Origin of the sequence: Acidovorax sp. (genome assembly GCF_034519795.1) — a bacterium.
Classification (GTDB): Bacteria; Pseudomonadota; Gammaproteobacteria; order Burkholderiales; family Burkholderiaceae_C; genus Acidovorax.
Genome location: NZ_JAXHOB010000014.1, coordinates 330,691 through 356,972, shown reverse-complemented (window position 1 = coordinate 356,972; position 26,282 = coordinate 330,691). Strand labels below are relative to the sequence as shown.

27 protein-coding genes are annotated in these 26,282 nt (G+C 68.5%); 16 read left to right on the top strand and 11 right to left on the bottom strand.

Annotated elements, in window-relative coordinates; all coding sequences use genetic code 11:
• Positions 1–180 precede the first annotated feature (180 nt).
• The 5 genes from U5N23_RS18450 to U5N23_RS18430 all read left to right on the top strand — a co-directional run bounded on the left by U5N23_RS18450 (position 181) and on the right by U5N23_RS18430 (position 5,232).
• The gene (locus tag U5N23_RS18450) at positions 181–1,308 is read left to right on the top strand and encodes an ABC transporter permease (protein ID WP_322594194.1); all 1,128 of its coding nucleotides are present in this window, start codon (positions 181–183) and stop codon (positions 1,306–1,308) included.
• Positions 1,309–1,312: 4 nt separating this feature from the next.
• A complete protein-coding gene (locus tag U5N23_RS18445; RefSeq protein WP_416208632.1) occupies positions 1,313–2,212 on the top strand; it encodes an ABC transporter ATP-binding protein in 900 nt (299 codons plus the stop codon).
• Complete coding sequence (locus U5N23_RS18440) at positions 2,212–3,189, top strand: MlaD family protein (RefSeq protein WP_322594192.1); 978 nt, start codon at positions 2,212–2,214, stop codon at positions 3,187–3,189. Before U5N23_RS18445 ends, U5N23_RS18440 begins: the two co-directional genes overlap by 1 nt.
• 35 nt (positions 3,190–3,224) lie before the next feature.
• Positions 3,225–3,902 carry an ABC-type transport auxiliary lipoprotein family protein gene (locus tag U5N23_RS18435; RefSeq protein WP_322594191.1) on the top strand — a complete coding sequence of 226 codons (678 nt, stop codon included), beginning with the start codon at positions 3,225–3,227 and terminating at the stop codon, positions 3,900–3,902.
• Between the two features lie 394 nt (positions 3,903–4,296).
• Positions 4,297–5,232, top strand: coding sequence for a hypothetical protein (locus U5N23_RS18430; protein ID WP_322594190.1), 936 nt, complete (start codon positions 4,297–4,299; stop codon positions 5,230–5,232).
• 111 nt (positions 5,233–5,343) lie between these two features.
• Here U5N23_RS18430 and U5N23_RS18425 read toward each other — a convergent pair whose 3' ends face one another.
• The 3 genes from U5N23_RS18425 to U5N23_RS18415 form a co-directional block, all read right to left on the bottom strand.
• Complete coding sequence (locus U5N23_RS18425) at positions 5,344–6,702, bottom strand: NAD(P)/FAD-dependent oxidoreductase (RefSeq protein ID WP_322594189.1); 1,359 nt, start codon at positions 6,700–6,702, stop codon at positions 5,344–5,346.
• Between the two features lie 90 nt (positions 6,703–6,792).
• Entirely contained in the window at positions 6,793–8,238 is a 1,446-nt protein-coding gene (locus U5N23_RS18420; RefSeq protein ID WP_322594188.1) for a DUF1501 domain-containing protein, read from the bottom strand.
• A gap of 14 nt (positions 8,239–8,252) precedes the next feature.
• On the bottom strand, positions 8,253–10,418 hold the full coding sequence (locus U5N23_RS18415; protein ID WP_322594187.1) for a DUF1800 domain-containing protein: 2,166 nt from the start codon (positions 10,416–10,418) through the stop codon (positions 8,253–8,255).
• Positions 10,419–10,765: 347 nt separating this feature from the next.
• Here U5N23_RS18415 and U5N23_RS18410 point away from each other — a divergent pair, with 347 nt between their 5' ends.
• The 3 genes from U5N23_RS18410 to U5N23_RS18400 all read left to right on the top strand — a co-directional run bounded on the left by U5N23_RS18410 (position 10,766) and on the right by U5N23_RS18400 (position 12,374).
• Complete coding sequence (locus tag U5N23_RS18410) at positions 10,766–10,984, top strand: CsbD family protein (RefSeq protein ID WP_322594186.1); 219 nt, start codon at positions 10,766–10,768, stop codon at positions 10,982–10,984.
• Positions 10,985–11,111: 127 nt separating this feature from the next.
• The gene (locus tag U5N23_RS18405) at positions 11,112–11,693 is read left to right on the top strand and encodes a hypothetical protein (RefSeq protein WP_322594185.1); all 582 of its coding nucleotides are present in this window, start codon (positions 11,112–11,114) and stop codon (positions 11,691–11,693) included.
• A gap of 180 nt (positions 11,694–11,873) precedes the next feature.
• On the top strand, positions 11,874–12,374 hold the full coding sequence (locus tag U5N23_RS18400) for a hemerythrin domain-containing protein (protein ID WP_322594184.1): 501 nt from the start codon (positions 11,874–11,876) through the stop codon (positions 12,372–12,374).
• Positions 12,375–12,394: 20 nt separating this feature from the next.
• Here U5N23_RS18400 and U5N23_RS18395 read toward each other — a convergent pair whose 3' ends face one another.
• Both U5N23_RS18395 and creD read right to left on the bottom strand, forming a co-directional pair.
• Positions 12,395–12,715 (bottom strand): hypothetical protein, encoded by a 321-nt coding sequence (locus U5N23_RS18395; protein WP_322594183.1) that lies wholly within the window; start codon positions 12,713–12,715, stop codon positions 12,395–12,397.
• Positions 12,712–14,151, bottom strand: a complete 1,440-nt coding sequence (gene creD / locus U5N23_RS18390) for a cell envelope integrity protein CreD (RefSeq protein ID WP_322594182.1) — start codon at positions 14,149–14,151, stop codon at positions 12,712–12,714. The genes U5N23_RS18395 and creD overlap by 4 nt, the downstream gene beginning before the upstream one ends.
• 164 nt (positions 14,152–14,315) lie before the next feature.
• On the opposite strand from creD, the gene U5N23_RS18385 reads away from it, so the two are divergent.
• Positions 14,316–14,840 (top strand): hypothetical protein, encoded by a 525-nt coding sequence (locus U5N23_RS18385; protein ID WP_322594181.1) that lies wholly within the window; start codon positions 14,316–14,318, stop codon positions 14,838–14,840.
• Positions 14,841–14,846: 6 nt separating this feature from the next.
• Here the strand turns inward: U5N23_RS18385 and creC are convergent, their stop codons facing one another.
• From creC to U5N23_RS18365, 4 genes are all read right to left on the bottom strand, one after another.
• Positions 14,847–16,313, bottom strand: coding sequence for a two-component system sensor histidine kinase CreC (gene creC, locus U5N23_RS18380; RefSeq protein ID WP_322594180.1), 1,467 nt, complete (start codon positions 16,311–16,313; stop codon positions 14,847–14,849).
• A gap of 16 nt (positions 16,314–16,329) precedes the next feature.
• Positions 16,330–17,025 carry a two-component system response regulator CreB gene (gene creB, locus U5N23_RS18375; RefSeq protein WP_322594520.1) on the bottom strand — a complete coding sequence of 232 codons (696 nt, stop codon included), beginning with the start codon at positions 17,023–17,025 and terminating at the stop codon, positions 16,330–16,332.
• Between the two features lie 17 nt (positions 17,026–17,042).
• Positions 17,043–17,678 carry an NAAT family transporter gene (locus U5N23_RS18370; RefSeq protein ID WP_322594179.1) on the bottom strand — a complete coding sequence of 212 codons (636 nt, stop codon included), beginning with the start codon at positions 17,676–17,678 and terminating at the stop codon, positions 17,043–17,045.
• A 168-nt stretch (positions 17,679–17,846) separates the two neighbouring features.
• Positions 17,847–18,593 (bottom strand): SDR family oxidoreductase, encoded by a 747-nt coding sequence (locus tag U5N23_RS18365; RefSeq protein ID WP_322594178.1) that lies wholly within the window; start codon positions 18,591–18,593, stop codon positions 17,847–17,849.
• A 118-nt stretch (positions 18,594–18,711) separates the two neighbouring features.
• Between U5N23_RS18365 and U5N23_RS18360 the strand changes: the two genes are divergently transcribed.
• The 3 genes from U5N23_RS18360 (at position 18,712) to U5N23_RS18350 (ending at position 21,036) form a co-directional block, all read left to right on the top strand.
• A complete protein-coding gene (locus tag U5N23_RS18360; protein WP_322594177.1) occupies positions 18,712–19,401 on the top strand; it encodes a dienelactone hydrolase family protein in 690 nt (229 codons plus the stop codon).
• Positions 19,402–19,406: 5 nt separating this feature from the next.
• Positions 19,407–20,309, top strand: coding sequence for an amidohydrolase (locus U5N23_RS18355; RefSeq protein ID WP_322594176.1), 903 nt, complete (start codon positions 19,407–19,409; stop codon positions 20,307–20,309).
• A gap of 148 nt (positions 20,310–20,457) precedes the next feature.
• Positions 20,458–21,036 (top strand): chalcone isomerase family protein, encoded by a 579-nt coding sequence (locus U5N23_RS18350; RefSeq protein WP_322594175.1) that lies wholly within the window; start codon positions 20,458–20,460, stop codon positions 21,034–21,036.
• 43 nt (positions 21,037–21,079) lie between these two features.
• Here U5N23_RS18350 and U5N23_RS18345 read toward each other — a convergent pair whose 3' ends face one another.
• Both U5N23_RS18345 and hemB read right to left on the bottom strand, forming a co-directional pair.
• Positions 21,080–22,201, bottom strand: a complete 1,122-nt coding sequence (locus U5N23_RS18345; RefSeq protein ID WP_322594174.1) for a magnesium transporter CorA family protein — start codon at positions 22,199–22,201, stop codon at positions 21,080–21,082.
• A gap of 22 nt (positions 22,202–22,223) precedes the next feature.
• On the bottom strand, positions 22,224–23,234 hold the full coding sequence (hemB, locus tag U5N23_RS18340) for a porphobilinogen synthase (RefSeq protein ID WP_322594173.1): 1,011 nt from the start codon (positions 23,232–23,234) through the stop codon (positions 22,224–22,226).
• A 259-nt stretch (positions 23,235–23,493) separates the two neighbouring features.
• Here hemB and U5N23_RS18335 point away from each other — a divergent pair, with 259 nt between their 5' ends.
• The 4 genes from U5N23_RS18335 to U5N23_RS18320 all read left to right on the top strand — a co-directional run bounded on the left by U5N23_RS18335 (position 23,494) and on the right by U5N23_RS18320 (position 26,188).
• Positions 23,494–23,922: a CopD family protein gene (locus U5N23_RS18335; RefSeq protein ID WP_322594172.1), complete on the top strand. Its 429-nt coding sequence runs from the start codon at positions 23,494–23,496 to the stop codon at positions 23,920–23,922.
• Positions 23,923–23,935: 13 nt separating this feature from the next.
• Positions 23,936–25,033: a VanZ family protein gene (locus U5N23_RS18330; RefSeq protein ID WP_322594171.1), complete on the top strand. Its 1,098-nt coding sequence runs from the start codon at positions 23,936–23,938 to the stop codon at positions 25,031–25,033.
• 58 nt (positions 25,034–25,091) lie between these two features.
• Complete coding sequence (locus U5N23_RS18325) at positions 25,092–25,457, top strand: (2Fe-2S) ferredoxin domain-containing protein (RefSeq protein ID WP_322594170.1); 366 nt, start codon at positions 25,092–25,094, stop codon at positions 25,455–25,457.
• 89 nt (positions 25,458–25,546) lie between these two features.
• The gene (locus U5N23_RS18320) at positions 25,547–26,188 is read left to right on the top strand and encodes an alpha/beta hydrolase (protein ID WP_322594169.1); all 642 of its coding nucleotides are present in this window, start codon (positions 25,547–25,549) and stop codon (positions 26,186–26,188) included.
• Positions 26,189–26,282: the final 94 nt, after the last annotated feature.

Here is a 26,282-nt window from a genome sequence, read left to right as displayed (position 1 = left end):
GCTAGCAACTTTGTAGCTGGTATGGCTTGCAGCGGTTGCGGTTGCACGCAATTTGATAATAATTGCAAGCATTCGGGTCCGTGTCGTGCTTGCACGCAAGGGCTTGTCCTACCTGCGGGCCATCGGCTCCGCTACCATGCTTCCCCTACCCCCTTCCCGGTGGCTTGCGCCGCCCGTTTCATGACCGACCTAGCTCCGCGCATTGCCCGCACCGACACCCCCGAGGGCCCGGGGGTGCTGCTGCATGGCCGATGGGGTGCCGCAGAACTGGGCACGCGCCGGCAATGGAAGGCCCTGTCCGCCCAGCTCCACGCGCAGCAAGGGGGGGCAGGGCTGGGCTGGGACCTGCGCGAACTGCAGTGGCTGGACCATGTCGGCGCGCAACTGCTCTGGAACCACTGGGGCCGCGCCTGGCCCGAGCGCCTGGCGCTCACGGACATCCAGCGCGACATCCTGGAGCGCGTGGCCGAGTTCACCGTGGCCGAGCCGCCGCCGCCCGAGCCCTGGAGCCTGGCCAAGGAGGTGGACCACCTGGGCCTGCTGGTGCTGCATGGCGTGGACCATGCACGCCACATGCTGCAGATGGTGGGGCAACTGGTGCTGGACCTGCTGCGCCTGGCGCGTGCGCCCCAGCGCGGCCCCTGGCGCGACGTGTCGGGCCACCTGTACCGCATGGGCGCCACGGCGCTGCCCATCACGGCGCTGGTCGGCTTCCTGATCGGTGTGGTGCTGGCCTACCTGATGTCGCTGCAGCTGCGCCAGTTCGGCGCCGAGTCGTTCATCGTCAACATCCTGGGCATCTCCCTCATCCGCGAACTCGGGCCCATGCTGGCCGCCATTCTGGTGGCGGGCCGTTCGGGCTCGTCCATCACCGCGCAGATCGGCGTGATGCGCGTGACCGAAGAGCTCGATGCCATGCGCGTCATGGGCATACCCCACGGCTTTCGGCTGGTGATGCCGCGCACGCTGGCGCTGGCGCTGGCCATGCCGCTGATCAGCGTGTGGACCACGCTGGCTGCGCTGGCCGGCGGCATGCTTGCGGCCGACGTGGCCATGGACATCTCGCCTGCGTATTTCGTGCAGGCCCTGCCGTCGGCCGTGAAGGTGGGCAACCTCACCCTGGCCATGACCAAGTCGGTGGTGTTCGGCGCCTGCATTGCGCTCATCGGCTGCCACTGGGGTCTGCGCGTCAAGCCCAACACCCAGAGCCTGGGCGAGGGCACCACGGCCTCGGTGGTCACTTCCATCACCATGGTCATCATCGTGGATGCGCTGTTTGCCATCGCTTTCAAGAGCATCGGAATCTGACGCCGTGAGCACCGCCGCCATTTCCGCTCCTGCCACCACCACCGCCGGCAGCAACGCGCCCCAGGCGCTGGCCCTGCCGCCGGGCACGCCGCCCGTGGTCGAGGTCCGGGGCCTGTGGAGCGTGTTCGGCAAAGGCAGCGAAGCCTTTGCCGTGCACCAGGACCTGGAATTCACCGTGCAGCGCGGCGAGATGCTGTCGCTCGTGGGGGGCTCGGGCACCGGCAAGACGGTGCTGCTGCGCCAGATACTGGGCCTGGCCCGGCCCGCGCGTGGCACGGTCACCGTGCTTGGCCGTCCGGCCTCCGAGATGGGCCGTGAAGGGGCCGCCAGCCGGGTGGGCATGCTGTTCCAGCACGGGGCCCTGTTCTCGGCCTTCAACGTCCTCGACAACGTGGCCTTCGCGCTGCGTGAGCAGGGCACCCTGCCCGACGATCTGGTGCGCGATGCCGCGCTGGTCAAGCTGCAGATGGTGGGTCTCAAGCCCGAGCACGCCAGCCGCATGCCGGCCGACCTGTCGGGCGGCATGGTCAAACGCGTGGCCCTGGCGCGCGCCCTCATCATGGACCCGCCACTGCTGCTGCTCGACGAGCCCACCGCCGGGCTGGACCCGAGCAGTGCCGACGAGTTCTGCGCATTGCTGCGCGAGCTGCACGCGGCGCTGGGCCTCACCATGGTCATGGTCACGCACGACCTCGACACCCTGTTTGCCCTGTCCACCCGGGTAGCCGTGCTGGCGGACAAGAAGGTCATCGTCACCGGCCCGCCTGTTGAAGTGGCGCGTTTCAAACACCCCTTCGTCGAGCAATTCTTCATGGGTGAACGTGGCCAGCGCGCCATGGCCCCCCTGGCGGGCTTGCCTGGGCAAGCGCCCGCGGCCCCAATGCAGACTTCCAAGGACGCCTGATGGAAAACAAATCACACGCACTCGCCGCCGGCATCTTCGTCATCGTGGTGGCCGCCATGCTGGCGGGGCTGGCCATCTGGCTCACGCGCGACAACGCCAACTACGAGCAGTACGAGCTGTCCACCAAGGACGGCGTGAGCGGCCTGCAGCCCCAGGCCACCGTGCGCTACAAGGGGGTGGCCGTGGGCAAGGTCACGCGCATCGGCTTCGATCCCCAGGTCAACGGCAATGTGCTGATCCGCATTGCCGTGAACGAGCAGGCCCCCATCAGCCCCAACACCTTCGCCGTGCTGGGCTACCAGGGCGTCACCGGCCTGGCTCATGTGCAGCTCGACGATGCGGCCGCACCGTACCCCGAGCTGCCCCCGGGCCCGAGCGGCCTGCCGCGCCTGCCGCTCAAGCCGTCGCCGTTTGGCCGCCTGGCCGAGCAGGCGCCGGCCATCCTGGGCCAGGTGGAGGAGGCCACGCGCCGCATCAACCAGCTGCTGGGCGACACCAACCAGAAGCTGCTCACGGAGGCCATCGGCAACATCGGCCAGGCGGCGGGCAGCGTCAACGCCCTCACCCAGCGGCTGGACACCACGGTTCAGACCCGGCTCGACCCGGCGCTGGCGTCGCTGCCCGCGCTGGCCGGCGATGCGCGCCAGACCCTGCAGTCGCTGCAGAAGGCGGGTGCCAGCGTGTCGGACATGGCCGCAGGCATCAACGCCACCAACCGGCGCCTCACCGTCGAAGGCGGCCCCATCGACCAGATCACCCAGGGCACCCAGGCGCTCACGCGCGCGGCCGATGCACTGGGCAGCAACACGCTGCCGCGCGTCACCCGTGCGGCCGACGAGCTGTCGCGCACGGCACGCCAGATCGGCCGGGCCGCCAACAGCGTGAGCGACAACCCGCAGTCGTTCATCTACGGTTCGGGCCGCATTCCCCCCGGCCCGGGCGAAGAGGGCTTTGCCGCACCAGGCGCCGCGCGCTGATGCCGCCGTCCGACGAATTCAAGGAGTACATCGCCATGCAGGATATCCAACGCACTGTCCCGGGGCGTCTGGGGCGCCGGAGTGTCGCCCTGGCATGCGCTGCCGCCGTGCTGGCCGGTTGTTCGGCCCTTCCCGGCCCCCCCACTCGGGCGGTGCAGTACGACTTCGGGCCCGGTGCCATGGCGACGGCACCGAGCGACCGCCGCGCTCCGCTGCCGCCGCTGGCGCTGGCCGACGTGGAAGCCACCGGCATGCCCGAGAGCAGCACATCGGTGCTCTACCGCCTGGCTTATGCCGATGCGCAGCAGCCACGCCCCTATGCGCAGGCGCGCTGGAGCCAGCCCCCGGCCACGCTGGTGCAGCAGCGCATCCGCGAGCACCTGGGCCTGCGCCGGGCCGTGCTGAACACCAGCGATGCGGCCGTACAGGCCCGCGTGGCGAACAAGCGGCCCACCGTGCTGCGCCTGGAGCTCGAAGAGTTCAGCCAGGTGTTCACCAGCGCGACCGAGAGCGCCGGCCTGGTGCGCCTGCGTGCCACCGTCGCGGAGCCCACCCAGCTGGGTGAAAACCTGGTGGGCCAGCGTGTCTTCATCGTGCAGCGCCCGGCCACCACGGCCGATGCGGCCGGTGGTACCCGCGCGCTCGCCGAAGCGGCCCACCAGGCCGCGCGCGAGATCGACGAGTGGCTGGAGCAGGTGGTGCAGGCACGGTAAGGCAGCAGCAACTGCCGTGGCGGACGACTGCGGTTGAAACACTTTGTGTATTCCGCCCAAACCCTACTTTGGTAGGGTGCCAGGGCACGCGGCGCTCTTCCATAATGGCCCGGACCGTGTTGACGATCTGTTTGGGGCCGTGCAAGTCCCTTGTCGGGCAGCAACCGCAGGCGCTGCCCGGCACGGCTTCGCATGGATCGTCAGTACGTTCCCGGCGCGCATGGGCGCCGGGTGGTCCACCGTGGCAGGCAGCGTCCGTGTTCGCCGTTGCGCAGGGCCTTTCGGCTTTCTCTTTCCCTTTCCCGGCCTGTGAGCGTGAGGCTGGGCGGCGCTTGATTCGCCGCCCGGCACCCACAGGCTCCGATCCACTGTCATTGCCAAGGTAATCTCTCGTATGTTCTTCAAGCCATCGCTGCTGCGCTCCGCCTGTGCCGCCACCATCGCCCTCGCCACCACCGCCGCCTGGGCCGGTGACAAGCTTTATGTACAGGACAGCGGCAAGATCATGCTCGTCGATGTGGACGCCAAGTCCCTGACCCTGGTGTCGCGCCCCACGGTGGACGGCTCCATCACCGACATCGCCACCGATGCGGCTGGCACCCTGTATGTGATGACCTTCAACTCGCTGTACCGCCTGGATGCTGCTGGCGCCGCGGTCCTGATCGGCAAGCATGGCATCAACGGCGCCAACGCGCTGACCTTCGACGGCAGCGGCAAGCTGTTCGGTGCCTCCAGCACCAACACCAACCTCTACCAGATCAATCCTGCCAACGCGCAGTCCACCGTGGTCGGCACCTTGCCATCCCAGTCGGCCGGCGACCTGGCCTACCTCAATGGCCGCCTGTTCTTTGCCGGCGAGAACGACTCGCTGGGCATCGTCAACCTGCGCAACAACCAGCAATCGGCCAACGTCGGCAGCTTCGGCCTGGCCACCTCGGTCTATGGCCTAGCCGAAGGCGACAGCAACACCTTGTACGGCGCGGCGTTCACCAAGCTGTTCAAGGTCGATCCATCGACCGGCTCCATCAGCTACGTGATGGACTTCACGGGCCTGGGCCAGGCCGGCGGCCTGGCTCCTTTCAAGGCGGTGGTCACGCGTTCGGAAGACCGGCTGTTCAACTACGCGGAAGACACCTTCCCCACGCTGTTCAAGCCCTCGTTCTCGCCCTCGCTGACCTACGGCAACCAGTACTACCGTTTCTACCGCGAAACGGGCACCATCCTGTCGATCAGCAATGGCCAGCTGAGCTACACCCAGGTGGGCGGCGCGCCTGCCGTGCTGGGGGCGGTAGACACTTTCCTGCCGCTGGCGGTGGGCGCCGGGTACTGAGCACCCGGTTCCGGCATCGCCAGGCGGTGTCGACCAGCGCAGGGTAGGCTCCTGCGCAAAGGTACCGCCTGGCGAGGCTGGTTTGCATGAGCGGGCCTTGGGGCCCGTTTGTCATTCGCGGACTTTTTTCGCTGCGCCCTCGATGCCCGTCACTACGCGCGCGTAGCGCGCAAAGCTCCAGTAGGCCCAGCCCCAGTCCATGAGCACGACCAGGCGGTTGCGAAAGCCGATCAGGAAGTAGACGTGCGCAAACAGCCAGAACAGCCAGGCGAAGTAGCCTGAAAAGCGCACCGGCCCCATCGGCGAGGTGAGGTCCACCACGGCGGCGTTGCGGCCGATGGTGGCCAGGTTGCCGTAGTCGCGGTAGCGGAACGGCTGCGTGGGCTGCTGGGCGAGGCGGCGCAGCACGTTGGCGGCGGCGGCGCGGCCCATCTGCTTGGCGCCGGGGGAGACGCCGGGCACGGGCGTGGGCTCCTGGCCGGGCACATGGCTCCTGGCGGCGGCCAGGTCACCCACCACGCTGATCTCGGGATGGCCGGGCAGCGTCAGGTCGGGCTCGACCACCACGCGGCCGGCGCGGTCGGTGGTGCAGCCGGTGGCCTCGGCCAGCAGCCGGCCCAAAGGCGAAGCCGCCACGCCGGCAGCCCAGACGATGCACTGGCTGGGAATCGCGTAGCTGGCGGCGGTGGGGTCCGCACCCGGTGCGGGGCCGGCCACCGTGAGGCCGGTGGCATCGATGGCCGTGACCCGCGCATTCAAGCGCACTTCCACGCCCAGCTTTTCCAGTTGCTCCTTGGCGCGCTGGCTCAGGGCCTCGGGCATGGCCTGCAGCACGCGCGCGCCGCCTTCGAGCAGGATGATTTTCGCGCTGGCCGGATCGATGTGGCGAAACTCGCCGGGCAGTGTGTGGCGCGCGATCTCGGCCAGGGTGCCGGCCATCTCCACGCCCGTGGGGCCACCGCCCACCACCACGAAGTTGAGCCAGGCGGCGCGCTGCACCGGGTCGCTCGTGCGCTCGGCGGCTTCGAAGGCCAGCAGGATGCGCCGGCGGATGTCGAAGGCATCGTCCAGGGTCTTGAGGCCCGGGGCGAAGGGCGCCCAGTCATCGCGCCCGAAATAGCTGTGCGTCGCACCGGCGGCGACGATCAGGTGGTCGTAGGGCAGGGTGTCGTCACCCTGCAGCAGCACCTGGCGCGCGGCCACGTCGATGCGCTCCACCTCGCCGAGCAGCGTGGTCACGTTGGGCTGCTTGCGAAACAGGTGGCGGATGGGCGCGGCAATGGCCGGTGCCGAGAGCCCGGCCGTGGCCACCTGGTAGAGCAGGGGCTGGAACAGGTGGTGGTTGGTCTTGTCGACCACCGTGACGTCGATGGCGCTGCCGTGCAGCGCGCGCGCCGCTTCGAGCCCGCCGAACCCGCAACCGATGATGACGACCCGGGGACGGATGGCTGTGTTGGGAATGCTGCTCATGGCTGCATTATGGGCAGTCTGCAGCGGGGGCCCGGAAAGGCACGCCCCGCTGGCTGTGCAGCGTGCGGGGCGTTGTGGCGGCGTGGCCGCTCAAGCGTTCATGAAGCCCAGGTCCACGGGGTATTCGGCACCGCCGAAGTGGCTCAGGTTGGGCAGCACGCCGGCCAGCTCGGTGTTGCTCACGCCGAACCACTTGGCCAGCGTGGCCGCGTACTGGTCCACCGAGGTGCTGGGCAGCAGGCGGCCCTGGCCCACGTGCCACTGGTCGTCGGGTGCGGCGGTGTTGGTGTTGCTGACCGGCGGGGGCGTGCCGTAGAAGGCCTTGCCCTTGACGGCGCCGCCCACCATCAGGTGGTGGCTGCCCCAACCGTGGTCGGAGCCATCGCCGTTGGAGTTGAGCGTGCGGCCGAAGTCGGACGCGGTGAAGGCCGTCACCTTGTCGGCGATGCCCAGTTCCACCGTGGCATTGTGGAAGGCGGTCATCGCATCGCTCAGGCGCTGCATCAGCCCCGGTTGCTGGGAGATCAGGTTGTCGTGCAGGTCGAAGCCCCCCATCGAGACCATGAACACCTGGCGCTTGGTGCCCATGGTGCCGCGTGCGCCGATCAGGCGCGCCACCATCCGCAGCTGGTCGGCCAGGTTGTTGTTCGCGGGGAAGGGCGTCGCCAGGTTCACGCCCGCGATGCCGGTGGTGACCAGCGATTCGGAGGTCACGGCGCGTGTCGTCACCCGGTTGTACTCGTTCTCCAGCGTCTGGCTGCTGGTCTGCTGGATCAGGCTGGTCAGCGCCGAGCGCACGGCGGTGGAGCCATAGACGCTGCTCTTGACGCCATTGATCGGGATCGCGCCGTTGGTGCTCACCTGGTATTGCAGTGCCGAGTCGCCCGAGAGAAACACCGCATTGCCCGTGACCGAGATGCAGGTGAACAGCGAGTTGGCGTTGGACGACAGGGCCAGGTCGCCGATGTTGCCGCCCCAGCCGATGGTCGAGCCTTCGGGCGAGGACGATTGCCACACCGACTGCTGGTCGTTGTGCGAGAACAGCTTGGGCGGCAGCGGGTACAGGCTGCGGTTGGAGCCGTTGTACTGGGCACGGGTCAGCGGCACCACCAGCGGGCCGACGTTGAGCTGCACGGCGGCCTTGCCATTGTTGAACAGGCCCGTGAGGCCCGACATGGACGGGTGCAGTGCGTACTGGCGGCCACCGGGCAGGGCGGCCGTGGGGTTGAGCAAGGTGGCCCCCAGTGCACTCTTGGGAATGGCGATGCCGCCGCCACCCAGGCCGTTGCCGCCGCGGATGGCGCTGTACTTGAGGTAGCTCGGGTCGTCGTAGGTGACCACGGTGTTGGCATAGTCGTTGCCGCCATAGAGGAAGACGCACACCAGGGCCTTGTAGTCGGTGGCGGTGAAGGCCGCTGCCTCGCCCATGGCGGCCAGATTCAGCGCAAAGGGCAGGGCGGTGCCGGCCAGGCCCAGCTGGCCGCTGCGGCGCAGGAAGGCCCGGCGGGTGTGGAGTTCGGGTTGGAGCAGGTGCATGGCAGCGCGTCCTCTTATTTCTGGATGAGGTACTCGGCCGAGGCCATGACCAGGAAGATCGCCGACGCGATGCGGTTGAGCTTGACGTTGTCGGTGCTGGCGGCCGTGACCGGCGTGGCCTTGATCGCATCGACAATCAATTTCACGGTGGCGGCCGACAGCTGGCCCGCGCACATCAGCAGGTTGATGCGCGCGACCAGGGCGTCGGGGTCGACGACCAGCACCATCTCGTGCGTGTAAAGCGCCTTGATGTCATAGCCGTTGTTCGCGTTGCTGCCGTTGTTGGGCTGGTCGGGCGCGTTCACGTAGATGCCGTTGCGGATCACGCCCTGGATGTAGTTCAGGTAGCCGCCCACGCTGCTTTCGTTGACCAGCTGGAACTCGGGCGCCACCGCGCCGCTCTGGGCCAGTGCGGTGGAAGGCGGCACGTAGCCCGGGCGAAAGAAGTTGAACACCGAGGGCGAGCGCAGCGGGCTCTGGCCCAGCCGCGTGCTGGCGGAGCTGGTGTCCCCGATCTTCCAACTGCCGAAGTTGGAGCTGATGTTGAAGGTGCGACCCCACTGCACCAGGCGCAGCATGGGCTCGCGCAGCTTGCCGAAACCCGGCTGCGTGAGGCCGGCGGAGGAGCGTGCCTCGTCATCGAGCAGGATGGCGCGGACCACCGCCTTCATGTCACCGCGCACACTGGCGCCGTTGTTGTTGAACACCGTGGCCACGCGCGCCACATAGGCCGGCGACGGGTTGCTGGTGACCAGGCGCTGGATCAGCTGCTTGCAGATGAAGGGCGCCACGTTGCCGTGGTAGAACAGGGTGTCCATCGCCGTGGCCAGGGCCGCAGCGCCCGGCGTGTTGGCCGGGATGCTGGCACCCAGAAAGTTGACCGCCAGGTTGGAGTGCAGCGAGGCATTGAGCGACATGGGCAGCCGCGTGAACGCCGTGTTGGGTACCGTGCGGGTGGTGCCCGGGACGGTGCCCTGCTGGTTGAGCGACTGGTTGTAGTCGTAACCCGTGAACACGCGCGCCAGATTGGTCACGTCGGACTGGCTGTAGCTTTCGATGGGCTGGCCCGCGCCGTCGCGGCGCACGGTGCCGTCGATGTTGAGCATGACCAGCCCGATGGACATGAGCTGCATGACCTCGCGCGCGTAGTTCTCGTCCGGCTGGCGGCCCGTGGCGGCGTTTTCCTTCTGGTTGCCGCGGGTGTTGAGGTAGTAGCCCATGGCCGGGTTCAGCGACACGTCCTGCAGCAGGTTGCGGAAGTTGCCGAACGAATGGAAGACCAGTGTGTCCCAGTAGTGCGCGATGGCGTGGCTGCGCCAGTTGAAGTCCAGGCCCGAGAGCGAGACCACGAAGATCTCCGACAGCGCGAGCGCCACGCGCTTGCGCAGGCTGTCGGGCGACGTCATGAGCTGCGACCAGATCATGCAGTCGCCGGGGTAGGTGTTGTCGTAGTAGGCCGTGGAGTTGTCGACCGTCGCGTACCCGCGCTGGTTGAGCCACTCCCAGCCCGAAATGCCGATGGGGGCGTTGAACTGCGCGTTCAGCCAGGCGTCGAAACCAATGGAGCGGACGGTGGCGATGTCCTGCGTGGTGGCTGCAAAGCCCGCCTGCAGCAGAAAGCGCGCCGCCTCCGGGTCGTTGAACGGCCGGCCACTGGAGAAGACCACGTCGCCGAAGCTGGCCAGTGCGCCGACGTTGACCACGGCGTTGTCGGTGGGCGGGCCCAGGACCACGACATTGCCCTGGTACACCCCGAGGTAGTTGCGCGTGCCGCCGTAGTAGCGGAAAACGAGCGTGCCGCTGGTGATGCTGGCCTGGTGCGAGTCGAAGTACTGCGGGAACACCATCTCCGCCCAGTCCATCAGCTCGTCGGGCGTGGGCGTGCGGCTGGCCGCCTGCTCCGATCGGAAAGAGCCTGAACCGCCCATGTCGCCCAGCAGAGGCATGTGGGGCGCGTTGTCGGCTTGCCTGAGCGCCAGGGGCGCCTCGGCTTCGGCCTCACCGCCGCCGCAGGCGGCGAGGGCCGCGCTGGCTGCGGCGGCCGCCGACAGCTGGATCCAGGGAGCGCCCGCGGAGTCCGACGCTGCTGGCGCTGCCTCGGTCGGCGACGAGAAGGAGGCTGTGCGGGCGGGCAGCGGTGCTGCCAAAGCCGCATCGGATGCTTCGTGGGCGTGTGTCATGGCGACTTTTGTGAAGATTTGTAGAGAAGTGTAGGCAAGCTCCTACAAAAGTGGCATTCCTACCCGCCAGTAAGCGTTACCAAAAGAAACGCGCCGGCCTCGCTACAGAGGAAAGGGCCGCACTGCGCGATGCGCAGCAGCAACACCCGCTTTTCGGCGATGGAAACACCGGTGCCGCTGGGCGGGTGCTTGTCCGGCAGGGCCGTAGGCGTGCGCCGACGCGTGTTCCACGGTGCGGACTACGCGCCGCAGGCGGGCCTGTTCTTACAGTCTCTCCATCGCATCACGCAAGTGTTCCACGCAATCCGAGTGGATGGCTGAAGCGAATTTTTTCGAGGATGCACACCATGAATGAAGACACCATCAAGGGCAACTGGAAGCAGTTCACCGGCAAGATCACCGAACAGTGGGGCAAGCTCACCAACGATGACCTGGACGTCATCGATGGCAAGCGCGAACAGTTCCTGGGCAAGCTGCAGGAGCGCCAGGGCCTTGCCCGCGATGCCGCCGAAAAGCAGCTCAGCGACTGGCAAAGCCGCCACCCCGACTTCCGCTTCAACGACTGACATCGCCGTGGCGCACCGGTAGCCAGAACCCTCCAGGGCAACCGCCCTGCAGCTGGCGGGCTACCGAATGCACAACGCTTTTTCACCACCCCTACAAGACACCCCCGAGACCCCGAGGAGAACCACCATGAAATTCGCACGCACCCTGATCGCTTCCATCGCCGCCGGCCTGCTGGCCACTTCCGCGATGGCCATGACCGACGCCGAGTACAAATCCGCCAAGGACAAGATCTCGGCCGACTACAAGGCCGCCAAGACCAACTGCGACACCCTCAAGGACAACGCCAAGGACATCTGCGTCAAGGAAGCCAAGGGCGCCGAAGACGTGGCCAAGGCCGAACTGGACGCCCAGCACAAGCCTTCCGACAAGGCCACGAACAAGGCCCGCATGGCACGTGCCGACGCCGACTATGAAGTGGCCAAGGAAAAGTGCGATGACCTCAAGGGCAATACCAAGGATGTGTGCGTGAAGGATGCCAAGGCCGCCCACACCAGCGCCAAGGAAAACGCCAAGGTGGCCAAGGCCGCAGCCAAGCCTGCCGACAATGCCGCCGAGAAGGGTGCCCAGGTCGCCGAAGCCCGCAAGGACGCCTCGGCCGAAAAGAACGAAGCCAACTACAAGGCTGCCAAGGAACGCTGCGATGCCATGAGCGGTGATGCCAAGTCCAAGTGCGTGGACGACGCCAAGCGCATGTACGGCCAGAGCTAAATCGCTCCAGCCCCTGCACCGCGGCCCTCCGGGCTGATGGTGCGACACCGAGCCCCGCCCTGTGCGGGGCTTTGGCATGGGCCGCGCCACGTTGCGCTGCGAGCTGACCTGCATCAAAGTCTTGCGGCCCGTGTGCGCCTAAGCTGGCCTCTCGATTGGCTTGGAAGAACGGAGCGGCACATGGCAGCACTGGAATGGTCGGGGGCACTGGCACTGGACCTGCCGCTGATGGACGAAACGCACGAGGAGTTCGTCGAACTCCTGGCGCAGGTGGAGTGCTCGGACGACGCGCAGTTGTTGACCCGCTGGCAGGCACTCGTCACCCATACCGAGCAGCACTTCGGCATGGAGGACCGGTGGATGGCCAGCACGCACTTTGCATCCGGCAACTGCCACAGCATGCAGCACAAGGTGGTGCTGCAGGTGATGCGCGAAGGCGCGTTGCGCGCTGCGCAGGGCGACCTGCAGGCGCTGCGCATGATGGCCGCCGAGCTGGCGCTGTGGTTCCCCCAGCATGCGCAGACCATGGACGCCGCGTTGGCACTGCACCTGCGCCGCGTGGGCTTCGATGCGTCCACCGGCGTGGTGAATGCACCCGAGGCGCTGCCCGGCGAACTGGTGCATGGTTGCGGCGGCGCGGGCTGCTCGCCAACGCCTTTGGCACGGCCGGTGGCTGCCTGAGCGACCGGCAGCGCCTGCTTTCAGTGCGCCAGCAAGCCGGCCGGATGGCGCGGCAGCAGCAGGATCGCCATGTGCCACGACAGGTCGCGCAGTGCCGCGCGCAGTGCGGCCGAGGCCGGCGGGCCGGATGTGCCCTGGGGGCCATAGGCCGCCCGCAGCACGGCCTGCTTGGCGCATTGCAGCGCGGCCCGGTCCCGCGCCTGCAGTGCGGCCAGCAACTGGTCGCGGTAGCGCTGTACGCGCAGGGCCTCGGCGCCCGACAAGGTCCGTGCCGGGTCTGCGACGGGCGCGGCCAGGTGCTGCTCCCAGGCCGAGGGAAGCCGTGTGGCGCATGCTTTCACGACGGGCTCCCAGGCTGGGTGGCAGTGGCCAGCCCCGGTTGTGCGGGGGGGCGGGGCGTGCTGGCGGGCGGGGTCAGTCCATACCAGTTGACCTTGCGGGTCAGCACCATCACGGCCGCCAGCACCAGGAAGAGTGCGATCGCGCCTACCGCCAGTGCGGTCTGCTCCAGCTGCAGCAGCACGTAGAGCAGGCCATACAGCAGGGCGATGGCGGCGCCCAGCGGAATGCCGCGCGCCAGGCTGCCCAGCATGTGGCTTGCGTAATAGGCCAGCAGCAGCACGCAGGCGGTGGCCGCGATGCCATAGGCGATGCCGAACGGCAGGTGCTCCGACAGGCTCACCAGCAGCAGGAAGAAGCTGCACAGCGCGCTGCCCACCAGCAGGTACTGCACAGGGTGCACGCGCAGCTTCTTCATCAGCTCGAACAGGCCCACGGCCACGAAGGTCAGCGCAATGAACAGCTCGCCGTACTTGGTGGCGCGGTCGGCCAGGGTATAGGGGTTCACCGGGTCGACGAAGGCCACGCTGAAGCTGTCGGCGCAGTCGCTGGCGCTGCCCCCTCCCGGTGCTGCGTACTCGTTCGGGATGTCGTGGCCGTTGACGCAGATGCGTTTGCTGTTGGCGATGTCCTGCTGGGCCGTGGTGGCCAGGGACGACAGGCGCCACTGCGCGGTGAATCCGTCCTTCGTCACCTCGCGCTCTGAGGGAAGAAACCGCCCCGAGAACGAGGGGTGCGGCCAGCCGCTGGTCATCTGCACCTCGGTGCTGCCGCCCAGAGGCACGATGGCCAGGCGCTCCGTGCCCACCAGTTCCAGGTCCAGCGTGGCCGTCAGGCCCTCTGAACGGCCGCGCACCGACTCGGGCAGGCTGGCATGCAGGCCGCGCGTGTAGGTGGGGTGGAAGGTGCCAGGCTTGAGCGGCAGCGCCTGCTCACCCAGCGTGACCTGGGCCATGCGGATGCCGCGCGCATCGCCCACGGCCACCATCAGGATCGGTGCGCCGCAGTGCATGCGCGAGCCCTTCGTGGTGCTTTGCGGCTGCAGGCTGTCCAGGGGGCCCCACTGCGCGGTGATGTGCGACTTCAGGTTGAAGGTGTTGACCTTGTGCAGGCCGCGTGCGCGCTCTTCCATCGCGGCACCGGTGCGCAGTTTGAGCTGCTCGGGCATGGCCGTGAGCAGGAACTCGCGGCGCTGCTCCACCATGCGACGCTCCTCGCCCTTGCCGGTCTCCACGTCCCAGCTCTCCACGCAGGCGCTGTGGATCATCGGGCCCATCAGCGTCTGTGGCCCGGCCAGGCTGTCGGCCACGCTCTGCGCCGTCATGCTGCGGTAGCGCTGCCTGTCGCGCACCACGTCCTCGATCAGGCCCAGCCCGACCATGAGCAGCAGCACGATGGCCGCGAGCCCCAGCAGTTTGATGAACAAGGGGTGTTTCAAGGAGTCCTCCACAGGTGATGAATGTGCAGGCAGTGTTGGCGGCGGGTGTGAGGGGGCGATGAAGTTTGTGAGGCGGGTGTGAAGTGGAGACGGGTGGCAGAATGCGGCGAACTGGCACCATGCCGCCGTCAGGAGCGCCTGCGATGAAACCTGCATCCCGACACATGCCCCGGATCGAACACCCGTCCGCAACGCCCGCGTCGCGTTGGTTCGGAGACCTGTTTGTCGCCGGCCTGGTTGGCGGCTTTCTCTGGGCGCTCTGGGCGCACCCTTCTGTGGTCGGGGTTCTGGCGGCGCTGGCCATGGGCGGCGAGGCGGTCTCCCGCGCACGCGAAAAGAAGCACTTCACACGGTTGCTGCAGACCCGCTCGGAAGAGTCCATTTGCCACTTTGCCAGGTCCATCGACTGCCGCCATGTGGACACCTGGGTCGTGCGCGCCGTGTACGAAGAACTCCAGGCCTGCCTGGCGCACCACCGCGCGCGGTTTCCTTTGCGGGTGACGGACCGACTGGGCGCCGACCTGCAGATCGATGGCGACGAGCTTGACCTGTCCCTGGTACCGGGCATCGCCCAGCGCACAGGTCGCGACCTCTCGTCCACCCAGGCCAACCCCTTCTTCGGGAAGGTCACCACCGTGGGCGATCTGGTGAACTTCTTCAATGCCCAGCCGCGCTTGGCTGTCGTCTGAGCGTGCCTACGCGGCCCGGAACTCCAGCTCCACCCGCAGCCCCGGTGCCGTATTGCGCACCACCATCTGCCCGCCATGCAGCGCCATCACGCGCCGCACGATGGCCAGGCCCAGGCCCGAGCCGCTGCGCTCGCCGCCGGGCCGTGCCGTGGTGAAGAAGCGTTCGCCCAGCCGGGGCAGGGCGTAATCGGGCACGCCCGGGCCGCTGTCCTGCACGGCCACGGTGCTGCCGGCCAGTTCCACATGCACGCTGCTGCCCGCCGGCGCGAAGTCGATGGCGTTGTCGAGCAGGTTGGTCAGGGCCAGGGTCACGAGCTCGGCTTCCCACGGGCCGCTGGCACCGCTGCCGGTGACGGCCAGGGTGATGCCGCGCTGGCCCGCGCGACCTTGCGTGTGGGCCACGGCGGCGCGCGCGCAGTCCTGCAGCGCCACGGGTACGGGCGCTTCGGCATGGTGGCGCTGCTCCAGCTTGCTCAGCTCCAGCAGGCGGTCGATGATGCGCTGCAGGCGCTCGCTCTGCTGCACCACCTGGGTGGCGAACTCGGCGCGATCGGCGGTGGGCAACTCGTCCTGCAGCAGCTCGCCCGCGCCGCGAATGGCAGCCACGGGGCTCTTGAGCTCGTGGGTGAGCGCGCGCACATAGCCTTCGATGTAGTCGCGCCCTTCCAGCCGCGCACGCATGCGGTCCATGGCACGGGCCAGGTCACCGAGCTCACCCGGCACCTCGGGCACCGCCAGCGCCGTGGTGGGCGGCGAATCCCGGTCGCCAGCGGCGGGGCCCTGCACACTGAGCGCGTAGTCGCGTAGCTTGCGCACGTTCCACACCATCCACAGCGTCACCGCCACGCCCACGGCGGCCGACAGCGCCAGCAGCAATACGCCGCTGGCCAGCACCTTGTTCTCGGCCCGGTCGATGAAGCGCTGCACCGTGCGCGTGGGCTTGGCCACAGTGAGCACGCCGACGATGCGGCGTTCGCCGGCGCCGTGGCCTGGCGCATAGATGGGCGCCGCCACGTGCATCACGCCGCTGGCATCGTCGTCCGGTAGATCGCGGGTGGAACGCGCGCCGTACTCCCCGCGCAGGGTGCGCGCCACGTCGCGCCACTGCGAATAGTCGGCGCCCACGGCGCGGTTCTCCGAATCGAACAGCACCCGGCCCGCGGCGTCCGTCACGTAGATGCGGTAGTCCAGCGACTGCTTGGACAGGCCCCAGATCGCCGCGTCGATGGGCCGCGTGGCGTAGATGCGCACATGCCGGGCAAAGGCGCTGTCCACTGCGCCGTTCTCCAGCCGCCCGGCCACCAGGTCGTCGCTGGCGAGCTCGGCCAGGATGTTGGCCGTGTCCACCATCATGTCCTCCATCACCTCGCGCACGCTGGGCTTGATCTCGGCCGTGAACACGCGCAGCACGAAGAAGGCCGCGATGCCGTTGATCAGGAAGAACGCGAACAGCAGGCGGATGCCCAGGCGCATAGGCTGCAGTCCTTGTCTACAGGTCCAGGCAATAGCCCATGCCGCGGTGGGTACTGATGTACTCGTGGCCGGCATCGACCTCGCGCAGTTTGGCGCGCAAGGTCTTGATGTGGGTGTCCACCGTGCGGTCGGTGCTTTCGCTGTCATCTCCCCAGGCCGCATTGAGCAGGGCGTCGCGCGAATGGATGCGCCCCGCGCCGCGCAGCAGGCAGGCCAGCAGGCGGTACTCGCGCCGGGTCAGCGCCAGCGGCTGGCCGCGCAGGCTGATGCGCTGGCCGGCCTCGTCGTCGTGGAACAGCGGCGCTGGGCGCGCAGCCGGTGCGGGTGCGGCGCCCTGCGTACCGGCTCGGCGCAGCAGGGCCTTCACGCGCGCGGACAGCTCGCGCGGGCTGAAGGGCTTGGCCAGGTAGTCGTCGGCACCCAGCTCCAGCCCCAGCACGCGATCGAGCTCCTCCCCATGGGCACTGAGCACGAGGACGGGCAGGGTGGCCGTGGCGGCCACGCCGCGCAGTTCGCGCAGCAGGTCCAGGCCGCTGCCATCGGGCAGGCCCACATCCAGCACCAGCAGGTCGAAGGGCGTGCGGGCGAGCTGCTCGCGTGCGTCGTGCACGAGCACGCTGTGCGCCACCGCCAGGCCCTCGCGCTCCAGCGCATAGGCCACGGTGCGCGCGATGGCCGGGTCGTCCTCCAGCAGCAGCAGCCGTGCCGGCATGGTGCGCAGGGGGAAGCTCAACGCGCCACCAGCACGGGGAACAGCTTGCCCAGCCCGTCGGCCATCACCTCCACGGCCAGCGCAGCAAGGATCAGGCCCATGAGCCGTGTCATCACGTTGATGCCGGTCTTGCCCAGCACGCGCGCGATGGGATCGGCCAGCGCAAAGCACACGGCCGTGGCCAGTGCGATCACCACGCCGTAGCCCACCAGCGCCAGTTGCTGCCAGATGGTCTGGGCGCGGTCGGCATAGATCACCACGGTGGACATGCTGGCCGGCCCGGTCAGCAGCGGAATGGTCAGCGGCACCACGGCGATGCTGGAGCCCGTGGCGGCCTTTTCCACCCCTTCCTCCAGCTCGTTGGTCAGGGGCTTGGCCTCGGCCGGTTGGGCGTTGAGCATGTTCATCGCGCTGATCAGCAGCAGCATGCCGCCGCCCACCTGGAAGCTCTGCAGGGAGATGTTGAAGAACTCCAGGATCTGCAGGCCCAGCAGCGCACAGGCCGCGATCACGCAGAACGAGGCAAACGCCGCCGTGCGGATCGTGGCGCGCCTCTGCGCCGCCGAAAAGCCCTGCGTGTAGTGGATGAAGAACGGCACGATGGCCAGCGGGTTCACGATGGCCAGCAAGGTGATGAGCGGTTTCAGATCCATATCAGTTCTCCATTGTGCTGCGGACCAACCTCAGGCCAAGAAACTGGCGCGGCCAAGGCCAGTGCCCCCGTGCAAGGGCCGCCCCGCCGCACTGGGGGCGTCCCCCTCCCGCATTGCGCAGCAAGGCGATAGAGGGGGAAGGCGCGAAGCGACTCAGGGGGTGTTTCACTACCTGCCTCCGGATACGTCTAGAAGGGTCATGGTGGTGTAGGGCGATGCATCGGACATCAGCCACACGATGGCTTGGGCCACCTCCTCGGCGGTGCCGCCGCGCTGCATGGGCACCTGGTGGGCCAGGTCCTGCACCCGGTCGGGCAGGCCGCCACTGGCGTGGATTTCGGTCTCGATCAGTCCCGGGCGCACAGCGTTTACGCGGATGCCCTCGGCTGCCACCTCGCGCGCCAGGCCGACGGTGAAGCTGTCGATGGCCCCCTTGCTGGCCGCATAGTCCACATACTGGTGGGCCGAGCCCAGGCGCGAGGCGGCGCTCGAGACGTTGACGATGGAGCCGCCCGTGCCGCCATGGCGTGTGCTCATGCGGCGCACCGCCTCACGCGCGCAGACGATGCTGCCGATGACATTGGTCTCGAACATGCGGCGCAGGCGCGCCACGCCCATCTCGTCCACCCGGGCTGTCACGTCCACCACCCCGGCGTTGTTCACCAGGGCCGTGAGGCGACCGAGCTGCGCATCGACCGCTGCGAACATGGCCAGCACCTGGTCTTCGTGCGCCACGTCGGCCTGCACGGCGATGGCCGTGCCGCCCTGGGCGCGGATCTGCGCTACCACCGCCTCGGCAGCAGCCCGGTTGGCCTGGTAGTTCACGGCCACGGCCCAGCCCTGGCTCGCGGCCAGCAGGGCGGTGGCCGCGCCAATGCCCCGGCTGCCCCCTGTGATCAATGCAACTTTGTCCAAATCGGCGTCTCCTGCAAGAATGGGGCATTACAGCATTGCCAGGGGTCTTTGCGGGGCCTGGTTAGCCCCCTTTCATTCCCTGTCTGTCTGGTTTTTGTCGTCTTCAAGGAGTTGCACCATGGGTCAGTTTGTCGATCTGAAGTCCGCCGACGGCTTCGTCTTTCCCGCCTGGGTGGCCGGGCCCGACACCGCGCCGCGCGGCGCCGTGGTGGTGCTGCAGGAGATCTTCGGGGTCAATTCGCACATCCGCGCCGTCGCCGACCGCCTGGCCGCGCGCGGCTACCTGGCCGTGGCGCCCGCCACCTTCCACCGCGTGCAGACCGGTGTGGACCTGGGCTACACCGCCGAGGATGTGTCGGCCGGCGCGGCGCTCAAGGCCGCGGTGGAAGGGCTGCCCAGCCCCGGCGTGCTGCCGGACATCCAGGCCGCCATTGACTACGCGGGTGAGCGCAGCGGCCGCAAGGTCGGCGTCGTGGGCTTCTGCTGGGGTGGCCTGCTCACCTGGCGCGCGGCCTGCCTGCTCCGGGGCCTGTCGGCCGCCGTGCCCTACTACGGCGGTGGCATGACCAGCGAGGCCGAGACCAGCCGTACGCCCCAGGTTCCCGTGCTCGCCCACTTCGGCCAGCGCGACAAGCACATCCCGGTGGATGGCGTGCAGGCCTTCGCGCGTACCCACCCCGAGGTGGAGGTGCATATCTACGAGGCCGACCACGGCTTCAACTGCGACCAGCGCGGCAGCTACGACGAGGCCTCGGCCCTGGCCGCGCGCGACCGCACGCTGACCTTCTTCGACAAGCACCTGGGCTGACCGCCATGGCCCGCCCCTTCCGACGGCTGCTGGGCATTCTGGTGGCAGCCGCCTGCGCGGTGGGTGCCGTGCAGGCGGCCGACTACACCGGCCCGCTGTTCGACGCGCACCTGCACTACAACGAAGAGGCCTGGAACGGCCAGAACGGCCCGCACCCGCCCGCCGACGTCATCGCGCGCATGAAGGCCTCGGGCGTGCGCGCCATCGTCGCCAACTCGCGGCCCAACACAGGCTCGCTGGCGCTGGCAGCCTCCAAGGAGGTGCGCGAGGCGGGCATCGCCGTCGTGCCCTTCGTGCGCCTGTACCGCAACCGCGAGGATTACAGCAACTGGTTCCGCGACGAGACGATCTACGAGATGGTGCAGGCCGAACTCGCCAAGGGCACGGCCGCAGGCCCCTACAAGGGCATCGGCGAGTTCCACCTCTACGACAGCGCCAACGCCGACGGCCCGGTGGCCAGAAAGCTCATGGTGCTGGCCGAGCAGCGCGACCTGGTGGTGCTGGCGCATGTGGACGACATGGCCATCGACCTGCTGATGGCCAATACGCCTTCCAAGGGGCAAAAGGCACGACTGGTCTGGGCGCACACGGGCATCGGCGGCGCACCGGTGGAGCGGGTGGACGCGCTCATGGCGCGCTACCCGGGCCTGGTGGGCGAGCTGTCCTACCGCCCTGGCCTCGTCTGCGACAACGAGCAGCTGTGCCCGGCCTGGCGCGCTCTGTTGCTCAAGTACCCCACGCGCTTCGTGATCGGCTCGGACACCTGGGTCAACCAGCGCTGGCAGCACTACGAAGGGCTCATGAAGGGCTACCGCACCTGGCTGGGGGGCCTGCCGCCTGCGGTGGCGCAGGGGGTGGCCTTTGGCAACGGCGCCGCCTTGTTCGGGGTGCCGGCACCGGGCAAGTAGCCGGGGCTTGCGGGCGCTGCGTCGCCTATCATTTCAGCGCGGGCAGGGGGCCGCGGGGAATCCACCTTCCTGCACCCTGGCCCAGCATTGCGGAGACAAGCCCTTGCAAGACACGACAAGCCTTTCCTTCCCTCCCGGCCGCCGTCCCATGGCACGCAGCGCCTGGGCCTTGGCCCTGGCGGCCGCCAGCCTGGGTTGCGTGGCACCTGCCATCGCGGCCACGGCCTTCGAGCCGACCCAGATTGTGCAGGGCACGCCCCTGGTGCTGCAGGGCACGGGTACGCGCTATCGCGCCGTGTTCAAGGTCTACGACATGGCCTTGTACCTGCCGAAGAAGGCGCGCACGGCCGAGGAGGCGCTGGCCGCCATCAGCGGACCGGTGCGCCTGCAGTTCGTCGCCCGGCGCGACATCCCGGGCACGGACCTGGGGCTGTCGTTCATCAAGGGGCTGTCCAGCAACGCCACACCGGACCAGGTCCGGCGCCACACGCCGTCGAGCAACCGCCTGGTCGAGATCTTCTCGGGCCGCACCAAGCTGGCCTCGGGCGACACCTTCGCGATGGACTTCGTGCCCGGCAAGGGCACGACCTTCTTTATCCAGGGCCAGCCCCAGGGCGCCCCCGTGGGCGATGCCGAATACCTCGGCATGGTGCTGCGCATCTGGCTGGGGGCCGCGCCGGTGGACAGCCAGCTCAAGGACGCCTTGCTGTCGTCCGCCGCCAACTGATCTGCCTCTCGCAGCGAATGCCGGGTTGTGGCCGCAGCGGCGGTCAGGAGCCCGTGCGGGCCAGGTAGCGCTTGCGCCAGAAGACCGAGACCAGTACCACTGCAATGGTGATCATCGAGCCCATGGCCCACCAGAAACCGTCCTGCTTGTGGATCAGCGGAATGAACTCGAAGTTCATGCCGAAGATGCCGGCGATCAGGTTCAGCGGCAGGAACACGGCCGTGAGCGCTGTCAGCGTGCGCATGATGTCGTTGGTGCGGTTGCCCTGCACCGAGAAATGCATCTGCACGGCGGTCTCGGTGTTCTGCTCCATGCGCCGCACGTGGTGCACCACGCGCTCGATGTGTTCGAGCACGTCGCGGCTGCGCACCTTGAGCAGGTCCAGGTCGCGCAGGCCGGTGGGCGACTCGGGCACCGCCCAGGTTTCCAGCGCGTCGATCCAGTCCTGCACGGCGGTGCGCTGGTCCTCGCAGATCTCGTCCAGGGCGTGCAGCGACAGGCGCGCGTCGAGCAGCGAGCTCCAGTTGACGTAGCGCGCACGGGGCCTGAGCAGTTCGGTCTGCCAGTGGTCGAGTTGGCGCGACAGCTCGCGGCGCAGGTCCAGGTAGCCGTCCACCATCTGATTCACCAGGCGCAGCATCAGGTCGGCCGGCGAAGTGGGCTTGCGCGAGCCCGAGGCCGTAGGGCTGGCACGGCCTTCGCGCGGGTCGGTGGGGGAGGGCGCCAGCAGGCGCGTGGCATAGGCATCGCGCACGCTGCAGTCCCCGGGGTGCACCGTCAGCAGCACCTGGTCGAACACCGCAAACCCCACGGGGCTGGTATCGATGCGCCGCAGCACCGGCGGGCCGCCGCGCCGGGGCGCGGGCTGCAGCGCGGCGGCGTCATCGGCATCGGGCGGCGCCGTGGCCAGGCGGCGGAACACCAGCAGGTCGTACTGCGAGGTGTAGTCGTAGTGCGAGGGCAGTTGGGCGTTGAGCAGGTCCGAGACATGCAGGTCCACCAGCTGCAGCCCGGTCAGTCGCAGCAGGGCGGCCTGCACTTCGGCCAGTTGCGCCTGGAAGGCCGGGCGCGCGCAGGCGATCCAGAGGTAGCCTTGCTCTGGCTGCTGCGCCGGCAGCGCGTCGAGTTCCTGGGCGCTGTTGCCCTGGATGTGGAAGATGCGCATGGAGGCGGTGCCTGGGGGCGTTCTACCGCGCGAGCAACAGACGGGCCGCGTCGCGCGCAAAGTAGGTCAGCACGCCATCGGCGCCCGCACGCTTGAAGGCCAGCAGGCTTTCCATCATCACCGCGTCGTGGTCGAGCCAGCCGTTGGCGGCGGCGGCCTTGAGCATGGCGTATTCGCCGCTCACCTGGTAGGCGAAGGTGGGCACGCCGAACTCATCCTTCACGCGGCGCACCACGTCCAGGTAGGGCATGCCGGGCTTGACCATCACCATGTCGGCGCCCTCGGCGATGTCCTGGGCCACCTCGCGCAAGGCTTCGTCGGTGTTGCCGGGGTCCATCTGGTAGACGTTCTTGTCGGCCTTGCCCAAGGCGCCGCGCGTGCCCACCGCGTCGCGGAAGGGGCCGTAGAAGGCGCTGGCGTACTTGGCGCTGTAGGCCATGATGCGCGTGTGGATGTGCCCCTGTACCTCCAGCGCCTCGCGGATGGCGCCGATGCGCCCGTCCATCATGTCGCTGGGCGCCACGATGTCCACGCCTGCCTCGGCATGCGTGAGGGCCTGGCCGGTGAGGATCTCCACCGTGTCGTCGTTGATGATGTAGCCGGTGTCGTCGAGCAGGCCATCCTGGCCGTGGCTGGTGTAGGGGTCCAGCGCCACATCGGTCATCACGCCCAGGCTGGGGAACTCCTTCTTCAAGGCCCGTACCACGCGCGGGATCAGGCCATCGGGGTTCAGGGCCTCCTTGCCATCGGGCGTCTTCAGTGCCGGATCGATGGCCGGGAACAGCGCCAGCACCGGGATACCGAGCTGCACGCAGTCCTCGGCCACGGGCAGCAGCAGGTCCAGGCTCAGGCGGTCCACGCCGGGCATGGAGGCCACGGCCTCGCGCCGGCTCTCGCCTTCGTGCACGAACACCGGGTAGATCAGGTCGTGCGGGGTCACGCGGTGCTCGCGCACCAAGTTGCGGGTGAAGGCATCGCGGCGCAGGCGGCGTGGGCGGTTCTGCGGGAAAGGGGCGGGGCTTGGGAGGTGCATGGGGAAAATTGTGCCTCAAGCGCCGCCACCAAGGCCGCAGGAGGGCTGCAGGCGCCGGTGCCAAACCCTGCTTGTATGCCCCGCGGGCTGGTGCTAAATTGGTTCCGGGCAGCTTGCTGCCCCCCGCTTTTCCTCCCTGAGCGGGGCTCTGGGCTGCTGCAATGCAGGCAGGGCTTTCGAAGCCCGGCAGCTTTTGCCGGGCTTTTTTTTGCGAGGCCCCATGGCCTGCCATGCCACCCGGGGCCCTTAAACTGCAGCCATGCTCTGGGTCAAAGCCTTCCACATCGTCTTCATCGCTAGCTGGTTCGCCGGCCTGTTCTACCTGCCGCGCATCTTCGTGAACCTGGCCATGGTGGCACCGGGCTCGGTGGCCGAGCGGGAGCGCCTGATCCTCATGGCGCGCAAGCTGCTGCGCTTCACCACCTTGCTGGCCGTGCCGGCGCTGGCCCTGGGCCTGTGGCTGTGGCTGGGCTATGGCATCGGCCGCGGGCCGGGCAATGGCTGGATGCATGCCAAGCTGGCCGTCGTGGTGTTGGCCATCGGCTACCACCACGCCTGCGGCGTGCTGCTGCGCAAGCTGGCCGATGGCAGCAGCCGCCGCAGCCACCGGTGGTTCCGCTGGTTCAACGAGGTGCCGGTGCTGCTGCTGGTGACCGCCGTGGTGCTGGTGGTGGTCAAGCCGTTCTGACGGCCCGGCCCCCGTGTACAAGAGTTCGGCCGGCCCCCTCGCGCTGATCTATGCGGCGCTGATCGTCTTTGCCAGCCTGTTCCCGTTCGAGGGCTGGCGCGCGCAGGGCATCGATCCCTGGGTGTTCCTCGCTTCGCCGATCCCACCGCCCTACTGGACCGGCTTTGACGTCACCTCCAACCTGGTGGGCTATGCCCCGCTGGGCTTCCTGCTGGCGCTCGCGTTGCTGCGCATGCGCTGGCGCTGGGGGGCCTGGGTGCTGGCCACGGTAGCGGGCCTGCTGCTGTCGCTGACCCTGGAGTTCCTGCAGATCTACCTGCCCCGGCGCGTGCCCTCCAACATGGACCTGCTGCTCAATTCGGCAGGCACGCTGGCCGGGGCGCTCACGGCCGCAGCACTGGAGCGGCTGGGCGCCATCGACCGCTGGAGCGACTTTCGCAACCGGTGGTTCGTGCAGGATGCCCATGGCGCGCTGGTGCTGCTGGCCTTGTGGCCGCTGGCCCTGCTGTTCCCGGCGGCCCTGCCCTTTGGCCTGGGGCAGGTGCTTGAGCGGCTGGAAGGGGCCCTGGTCGAGATCCTGGCCGACACCCCGTTCCTGGACTGGCTGCCCATGCGCGACACCGCGCTCGACCCGCTGTCCCCCGGCGGCGAGCTGCTGTGCGTGACGCTGGGTCTGCTGATTCCCTGCCTGCTGGGCTACTGCGTGATCCGCCAGGCATCGCGCCGGGCGCTGTTCGCGCTGGCCGTGGTGGTGGTGGGCGTGGTGCTCACGGCGCTGTCGGCGGCGCTGAGCTGGGGCCCTGCCCATGCATGGGAATGGATGGGTTTGCCCGTGCGCGTGGGCGTGTGGAGCGCGCTTGCTCTTGCGGTCGTGCTGCTGGCTTTGCCCCGGCGCGCCTGCGCGGCCGTGCTGCTGCTGGTGCTGGTGTGGCACCTGGGCCTGCTCAACCAGGCGCCCACCAGTGCCTATTTTGCCCAGACGCTGCAGGCCTGGGAGCAGGGGCGCTTCATCCGCTTCTACGGCCTGGGCCAGTGGCTGGGCTGGGTCTGGCCCTATGCGGCGCTGGCCTATGTGGTGGTGCGCGTGGCCCGGCGCGACGGCCCGGCCTGAGCTCCTTTTGGGGGTTATGGGCATAGGCCGTGCCGGGCGCCGCTCCTAAAATGGCTGCATGACCGACACTTCCACGACAACCGCACCGGCTGCACAGCCGGGCTACTACCAGCGCCACATCTTCTTTTGCCTGAACGACCGCATCAACGGCGAGGACAGCTGCGCACACCACGGCGCGCAGGCGGCCTTCGACCGCTGCAAATCGCAGGTGAAGGCGGCCGGCCTCTCTGGCGCCGGCAAGGTGCGCGTGAACAAGGCGGGCTGCCTGGACCGCTGCGCGGGCGGGCCGATCGCGGTGGTCTACCCCGAGGCGGTCTGGTACACCTTCGTGGACAACGCCGACATCGACGAGATCGTCGAGTCGCACCTCAAGAACGGCCAGGTGGTGGAGCGCTTGCGCACACCACCGGAACTTGGCCGCTGATTTCCATTCAGAGCGCTGTCCACCCCTGATTTCCAGCCGCCGGATCGGCCAGATCTGCGCAGGCTGCTATTGACCTGGTAGCAAACCCCGTGAATTCACAGACCGAACGCCTGACCCTCACCGGCGCCGCCGGCGCCATCGAGGCGGTGCGCGACGCTGCCGTGCTGCCCGAGGGCGCGGCCCCGCGCGGCATCGCCGTCATCGCCCACCCCCATCCGCTGTTCGGCGGCACCATGGACAACAAGGTGGTGCAGACCCTGGCACGCGCCTTCGTGCACAGCGGCTGGACGGCGGTGCGCTTCAACTTCCGCGGCGTGGGCGGCAGCGCCGGCACACACGACGAAGGCCGGGGCGAAGCCGAGGACTTTCTGGATGTGGTGCGCCAGGCGGCGCCCGAGGGGCCGTTGGCGCTGGCCGGCTTCTCCTTTGGGGCCTTCGTCACGAGCCAGGCGCTGGCCAGCCTGTGGGGCGAGCGCGCCATCGAGCGCGTGGTGTTGGTGGGCACGGCGGCCAGCCGCTTCACCGTGGCCCCGGTGCCGCCCGAGGCGCACGACCGCACCCTGGTCGTGCATGGCGAACAGGACGACACGGTGCCGCTGGCCGCCGTGATGAACTGGGCGCGCCCCCAGATACTCCCTGTGACAGTCGTTCCCGGTGGGGGGCATTTCTTTCACGGACAATTGCCGCTTTTGAAAAACCTGGTGACCCGCCACCTGCTGGCCGGGGCCTGACCTCCTGCAGCTTCTGGGCATGCCGCGCAGGCTGCTCGCCGCTTTTTGCTGCTTTCTGTCGCCTTCTTTCTTTTTCTCACCTGAATGCCCGTTT